At 65.7% G+C, this 6,175-nt stretch carries 5 protein-coding genes; 2 read left to right on the top strand and 3 right to left on the bottom strand.

Annotated elements, in window-relative coordinates; genetic code table 11:
- Positions 1-196: 196 nt before the first annotated feature.
- Together ahpC and ahpF are read left to right on the top strand one after the other, a co-directional pair.
- Positions 197-760 (top strand): alkyl hydroperoxide reductase subunit C, encoded by a 564-nt coding sequence (ahpC, locus tag ACN4F8_RS09435; RefSeq protein WP_419473342.1) that lies wholly within the window; start codon positions 197-199, stop codon positions 758-760.
- 93 nt (positions 761-853) lie between these two features.
- The gene (ahpF, locus tag ACN4F8_RS09430) at positions 854-2,446 is read left to right on the top strand and encodes an alkyl hydroperoxide reductase subunit F (RefSeq protein WP_419473341.1); all 1,593 of its coding nucleotides are present in this window, start codon (positions 854-856) and stop codon (positions 2,444-2,446) included.
- Between the two features lie 4 nt (positions 2,447-2,450).
- Here ahpF and ACN4F8_RS09425 read toward each other — a convergent pair whose 3' ends face one another.
- The 3 genes from ACN4F8_RS09425 to ACN4F8_RS09415 are packed head-to-tail and all read right to left on the bottom strand — an operon-like array spanning position 2,451 to position 6,151.
- On the bottom strand, positions 2,451-4,385 hold the full coding sequence (locus tag ACN4F8_RS09425) for a hypothetical protein (RefSeq protein WP_419473340.1): 1,935 nt from the start codon (positions 4,383-4,385) through the stop codon (positions 2,451-2,453).
- Entirely contained in the window at positions 4,382-5,110 is a 729-nt protein-coding gene (locus ACN4F8_RS09420; protein WP_419473339.1) for a toll/interleukin-1 receptor domain-containing protein, read from the bottom strand. The genes ACN4F8_RS09425 and ACN4F8_RS09420 overlap by 4 nt, the downstream gene beginning before the upstream one ends.
- Positions 5,111-5,125: 15 nt before the next feature.
- On the bottom strand, positions 5,126-6,151 hold the full coding sequence (locus ACN4F8_RS09415; protein ID WP_419473338.1) for a M12 family metallopeptidase: 1,026 nt from the start codon (positions 6,149-6,151) through the stop codon (positions 5,126-5,128).
- Positions 6,152-6,175: the final 24 nt, after the last annotated feature.

Here is a 6,175-nt window from a genome sequence, read left to right as displayed (position 1 = left end):
ATATTAAACGAGAACGATTCGCATTAATTTGTAACCGGCCCGCGACCCTCATGTTGCGCCGCATCATTTCAGCTATGATCTACATAGAGACTATTAATTCTTAGTATCGATAGTCTTGGGCTATAGTTCAACCCATCGCTGCAACAGCAGCTCCCTGATCACCAATCCCAGCAACGTCACTACAAAGGAAATCACCATGTCTCTGATCAACACCACCGTCCAGCCCTTCAAGGCCGAAGCCTTCCACAACGGCAAGTTCGTGCCCGTGTCCGACGCCAGCCTGCGCGGCGAGTGGTCGGTCCTGATCTTCATGCCCGCTGCGTTCACCTTCAACTGCCCGACCGAAGTGGAAGACGCTGCCGACAACTACGCCGAGTTCCAGAAGGCCGGTGCCGAGGTCTATATCGTCACCACGGACACGCACTTCGCACACAAGGTGTGGCACGAGACCTCGCCTGCCGTCGGCAAGGCCAAGTTCCCCCTGATCGGTGACCCGACCCACACGCTGACCCGCGCGTTCGGCGTGCACATCGAAGAAGAAGGCCTGGCACTGCGCGGCACCTTCATCATCAACCCCGAAGGCGTGATCAAGACCGCCGAAGTGCACGACAACGCGATCGCCCGCGACGTCAAGGAAACCCTGCGCAAGCTCAAAGCTGCCCAGTTCGTGGCCAACAACCCAGGCCAGGTCTGCCCTGCCAAGTGGAACGAAGGCGCCAAGACCATCACGCCTTCGCTGGACCTCGTGGGCAAGATCTAAGCACCCCTGCAGTCTTTAGTACCGCAGACCGATGGGCCTTCATGGCCCATCCACCGGCGGCATTGATGCCTCAACACCATTCAGGAGAATTTCATGCTCGACACTCAACTCAAGACCCAGTTGCAGGCTTACCTCGGCAAGTTGCAGCGCCCGATCCGTTTGATCGCTTCGCTGGACGCCAGCGCTGGCGCGGCCGAGATGAAGGAGCTCCTGCAGGAAATCGCAGAACTGTCCGACAAGGTGAGCTTCGACGCGTCAGGCACCGATGCGCGCAAGCCCTCGTTTGTGGTCGCCCGCGAAGGTGAGACGACCGGGGTGCGCTTTGCCGCGATTCCGCTGGGCCACGAATTCACCTCGCTGGTGCTGGCGCTGCTGTGGACGGGTGGCCACCCGCCCAAGGTGGAGGCTGCGGTGATCGAACAGATCAAGAGCCTGCAAGGCGACTTCAATTTCGAGATGTACATGAGCCTCTCGTGCCACAACTGCCCCGACGTGGTGCAGGCGCTGACGCTGATGTCCATCCTCAACCCCGCCGTGAAAGCCACGGTGATCGACGGTGGTCTGTACCAGGCCGAAGTCGAAGAGCGCCAGATCCTGGCCGTGCCGATGGTCTTCTTGAACGGCGAATTGTTCGGCTCGGGCCGCATGCTGCTGGAAGAGATCGTGGCCAAGCTGGACGTGAAGTCCGACGAGCGCGAAGCCGCCAAGCTCAACGCCAAGGACCCCTTTGATGTGCTGATCGTCGGCGGTGGCCCCGCTGGTGCCGCCGCTGCGGTGTACGCCGCCCGCAAGGGCATCCGCGTGGGCGTGGCCGCTGAGCGCTTCGGCGGCCAGACCAACGACACCATGGCGATCGAAAATTACATCAGCGTGCTGGAAACCGACGGCCCCAAATTCGCTGCAGCGCTTGAAGCGCAGGTGCGCCACTACGACGTGGACATCATGAACCTGCAGCGCGCCGACAAGATCGTTCCAGCCGCTGAAGCGGGTGGTCTGGTGAAGGTGGAAATGGCCAACGGCGCGGTGCTGCAGGCGCGCAGCGTGATCCTCTCCACCGGTGCGCGCTGGCGCAATGTGAACGTGCCCGGCGAGGCCGAGTACAAGAACAAGGGCGTGGCTTACTGCCCGCACTGCGACGGTCCGCTCTTCAAGGGCAAGGACGTGGCGGTGATCGGCGGTGGCAACTCCGGCGTGGAAGCCGCGATCGACCTGGCCGGCATCGTGAAGCACGTGACGCTGGTGGAATTTGCCGACGCGCTCAAGGCCGACGCGGTGCTGGTGAGCAAGCTGAAAAGCCTGCCCAACGTCACCATCCACGTGAACGCGCAGACGACCGAGATCACGGGCGCAGGTGGCAAGGTCAACGGCATGTCGTTCAAGGATCGCGTGAGCGGTGAGGTGAAACACGTGGCGCTGGAAGGCGTGTTTGTGCAGATCGGCCTGGTGCCCAACACCGAGTGGCTCAAGGGCACGGTGGACCTGAGCCGCTACGGCGAGATCGAAATCGACGCCAAGGGTCACACCAACGTGCCCGGCGTGTTTGCCGCAGGCGACTGCACGACGGTGCCTTACAAGCAGATCGTGATTGCTGCAGGCGACGGTTCCAAGGCCGCGCTCAGCGCCTTCGATTATTTGATCCGCCAGCCGGTGGTGGCTGCCAAAGCCGAAGAAGCTGTCGCGGCCTGACGTTTCAGCGCGGCGCTGCCTGTGCCGTGGGCATGAGAGTGCTCACCATGTCGCCTGTGCCCGTGGCGAGGTGGATCATGACCAGCGCCACGCGCTGCAACACCGGCGGCTTCCAGAGCAGTTGCTGGCTGGGAAAGTCGTTGACCAGGCCGTTCATGTAATGCGTGGCCAGGTCGGCGATGGCGTCGTCCGGGTAGGCGGAGAGGTCGGCAAACAACAACGGTGCGCTGGACGACACGTCCGCCATACGACCCGGCAAGGTGATCAGGAACGGGCCGGGTGAAGCCACCAGCCGCTGGCTGACCTCCTTGCGTGTCATCAGACCGTTTTGCGTGCGCAGCTTGAGTTGCTGGCCCAGATCGCTGTCGTACTTCACCGGCAATGCACCCGTCTGCTCAGCGCGTGTGCCCGGGATGCAGAAGAGATTGACGTGGCGCGTCTGGGTCGGATCGACCAGGTGTGCTTCGGGCAGCTTTTGCAGCGTCTCAAGCAGACGCGTGAAGCGGCGGCGCGAGTCCGCGTTGTTGAGGTCTTTGTCGCTGCGCATCAGCACGTAGGTGTACGCGCCGAATCCCTTGCGCTCGGTGTTCCAGCCCTCGAAAAATTCGTAGGCATGGCTGCGCAGATCGATGGCTGCGCTCATGGCCGCAGAGGGTGCTGGCCTGGCCTGCATTTGGAGTTTGGCGCTCAAGGGCACCGTGTTCACGCGCGGCTCAGGCGCACGGCCATGGGCCTGGCGCCATGCGGACTCCCAATCGGCCTCGGCCTGTGCCAAGGCCGAATCAGCCCGGGCCTGCAGCGTCCGCAGTGCAGCGTCGGCGCTCTGGCTGTCTGCGGCGGCATCGTTCAGCACGCGCTCCAGGTCGGTGTCGGCCAAGGTCAGTGCGCTGTGATGCGCAAGCAGTTCCACGCGCAATGGTCCTGAAAGCGAGGCCACCTCCCGTGCGGCCGCTGACGCGGCCAGGCGGGTTGCGCGAAGCTGCTCTTGCGCCTGCGCGATGCGCGGTGCGAGCTCGCGTTGTTCGGCCTTCGTTGCGTCGCAGCCCGCCGCGTCGGCGCAGGCTGAGGGAGCGTTCACGAGTTCGAGGTAGGCCACCGCGTCGAGCAGGCGTGCCAGTGACTGGGCCCGTGGCAGTGGGTCGGCTGGCGGTTGCCGCAGTTGCAGGAGCGCCGCGTCGCTGGCGCGCTGCCCTCTGGTCGGTGCGGGTGACATGGCCCGCGCCAGCGAACGGCCAACTTCGCCATCGGGCAGCGTCAGGTCGGGCGGTGGTGCGCCCACCCAGCCTGCGCGCGCGGCGGCGCGGTGCCCAGCGGCGGCTTCGGCCCATCGGGTCTGCAGTTCCCGCTGTTGAGCAGGCAGTTCGGTGACCCTGCGGGTCAGGGTTTGCTGTTGGTCGAAGGCCAGGTCAAGCCGCATATCGGCTTGCCGCGTAGCGCTGGAGCACCGCTGCACAAGGCTGCGCAAGGCTTCCCGCTGGTCGTCTGCGCCCTGTTCGGCTGTGGCTCGGCGCTGGAACGCGGTGTCCGAAGCACGCGCGGCCCGCTCCAACGAAGGCCTGTCGGCGGCGACCACAGCTTGCACAGCCTGGGTCGAGAGCGCCTGCGCCGCCACGAAGTCGTCAAGTGCCCGGGCCTGGGCTTCGAGCGCCTGGGGCACCTGGGCCTGGCAGTCGGTGGCGGCGGCCACAGCATCGCGCGCTGCGGCACCCGCTTGCCGGCTGGCCTCCCAGGCGGTACGCGTGGCCTGCACGGATGCCGCAAGCTGGCGGGCCTCGCTCGCTGCGCGCAGGGTTTGTTGGTGCAGCTGTTCTCGCTGGGTCAGCCGGTCTTGCGCGGCTTTCAACGCCTTGAGGGCAGCGGGAGAGGGCGCGGCGGCCACGCCCAGCACGGTGCTGGCCAGCAGCGCGCAGAGGCCCAGGCGGGCCAGTGTGGGTGTCATGTGCGGCTCCCCTGAGGTGTTGCCGTTCGGACCCGCCGGCGCAGCACCCATTCAGACGCCAGCGCCACCCCCAGGCCCCACAGCAGGGCCGCCAGGTACAGGCGTGCCGGACTCTCGGACCGCCAGGCCGGCAAGGCCTCGGCCAGCACCGCCAGCACCGCCAACGCAACGCCAAGCAGCACCAGGGCGAAACGCGCGATGCGCCAGAACACACTGGCAGCGATGCGCGCAGCGAGGGTCAGCGATGGGGGCCAGGCCGGCTCCGGACCGGCGCCCGGGCGACCGGGCGCCGGCGTGGGCATGTCGGGTTCGTGGTCGGGCTTGGCGCGAGCGCTCGCGGCTCCGGCCAGCAAACGCTCGCGCGCTTCATCGCGGTTTTTGATGCCCACCAGGTCGATGTAGACGATCTGCGCGAGCAGGCCGGTGGGCTGGCAGTCGCGCACGCGAACCGGCAGCAGCCGGCCCTGAACGCCAGTGGGGTCCTGTGCGAAGGCCGCAGCCCACTCGGGCGCGGTGTACTGCGAGGCCAGGAAGTCGGGCGAGAGAACGATCAGGGTGCGCTGCGCGCTTTCGATCGCGCGCTGCATGTCCAGCACGTAGTTGCCTCCCTGACGGAAGTCCCACGCCTGGATCACGATGGAATAGCCCGCCGCCTCCAGCTGCCACGCCAGCCATTCGGCCCAGGCGCGGTCGGCCCGGTTGTAGCTGACGAAAAAGTCTTTCATGGACCGTGCGGGCGTTCAGGCGCGCCGCACCTTCACGGTGTAGTTGCCCATGCCGCTGGCGCGGTTGTAGTGGCGCACCTGCACGTAGTAGCGGCCCGGGATGAGGCTGGCGCGGATCAGCGCGTTGGTGTCCACGCCGCTGTCGTCGTCCTCGGCGATCACGGCGGTGGGGCTGTCGGGGCCGAAGAGTTTCATCACCACGTCGGTCGGGCCGCGTGTGTCGATGATGTGGCTGCCACCGGTCTTCACGTTGAACTGGAACAGGTCTTCTTCACCCACCTTGCCGATGGCCGCCGAGGTGCGGCGCGTGGCGCCGATGGTGAGCTCCTGCGCATCGAGCAGCGTGGGTGCGGTCTTGGGGTAGGCCTTGGCACCGCCGATGAAGGCTTTGTCCAGCGCCGAGAGGGTCGGGTTGGCGCGTGTGCCTACGCCGCTTTGAACCCAGCTGCCGGGAAAGAAGTACAGCATCACCGAGTCGGGGTCGAAGGTGGTGCCGTTGATCTGGTCGGCGCGGTACTTGTTGAGCACGTTGTGGCGGATGGTGGATTCGCTCCAGTTGTTGGGCGGGCCCGAGAGGTCGCGAATCACGGCCGCCTCGTTCCACTGGATGCCGCCGGCCGGGTTCTGGTGTTCGTGCATGAGCCCGATGGCATGGCCGAACTCGTGGGCCACGGTGCCGCCGTCCATGAAGCCCAGGTTCATGGTGGGCTGGTCCAGTGGAATGCTGCGGTTGTCTGTGCCCACGTACGACCACGCGCCTTTGGCCGGGTCGAAGCTGATGCGGATTTCTGCGTCGGCCGCGTTGTTGAACTCGAACTTCAAATTGGCGTGCACGGTCCACCACTGCGCCTGCTCGCGCACCTTGGCCTGCTGTGCCGCTGTGCCGCCGATGAAACGCACCCGCAGCGTGCTGCCGTTCATCCAGAGCTTGCCCAGCGGCATGATCGCGCGCGTGCGCCCGCGGCTGCGCACCGTGGGCTGGAACTGCATGAGCTCGGCGGGCAGCAGGCGCTGGGTGCAGACGTGAACGAGCTTGGTCATGGGAATCTCCTCGGGTGGTTGTTG

The sequence above is a fragment of the Hydrogenophaga sp. genome, assembly GCF_048549895.1.
Lineage (GTDB): Bacteria > Pseudomonadota > Gammaproteobacteria > Burkholderiales > Burkholderiaceae_C > Hydrogenophaga.
The sequence above is the reverse complement of the archived record's forward strand: the minus strand, read 5'-3'. Positions and strand labels throughout refer to the sequence as shown.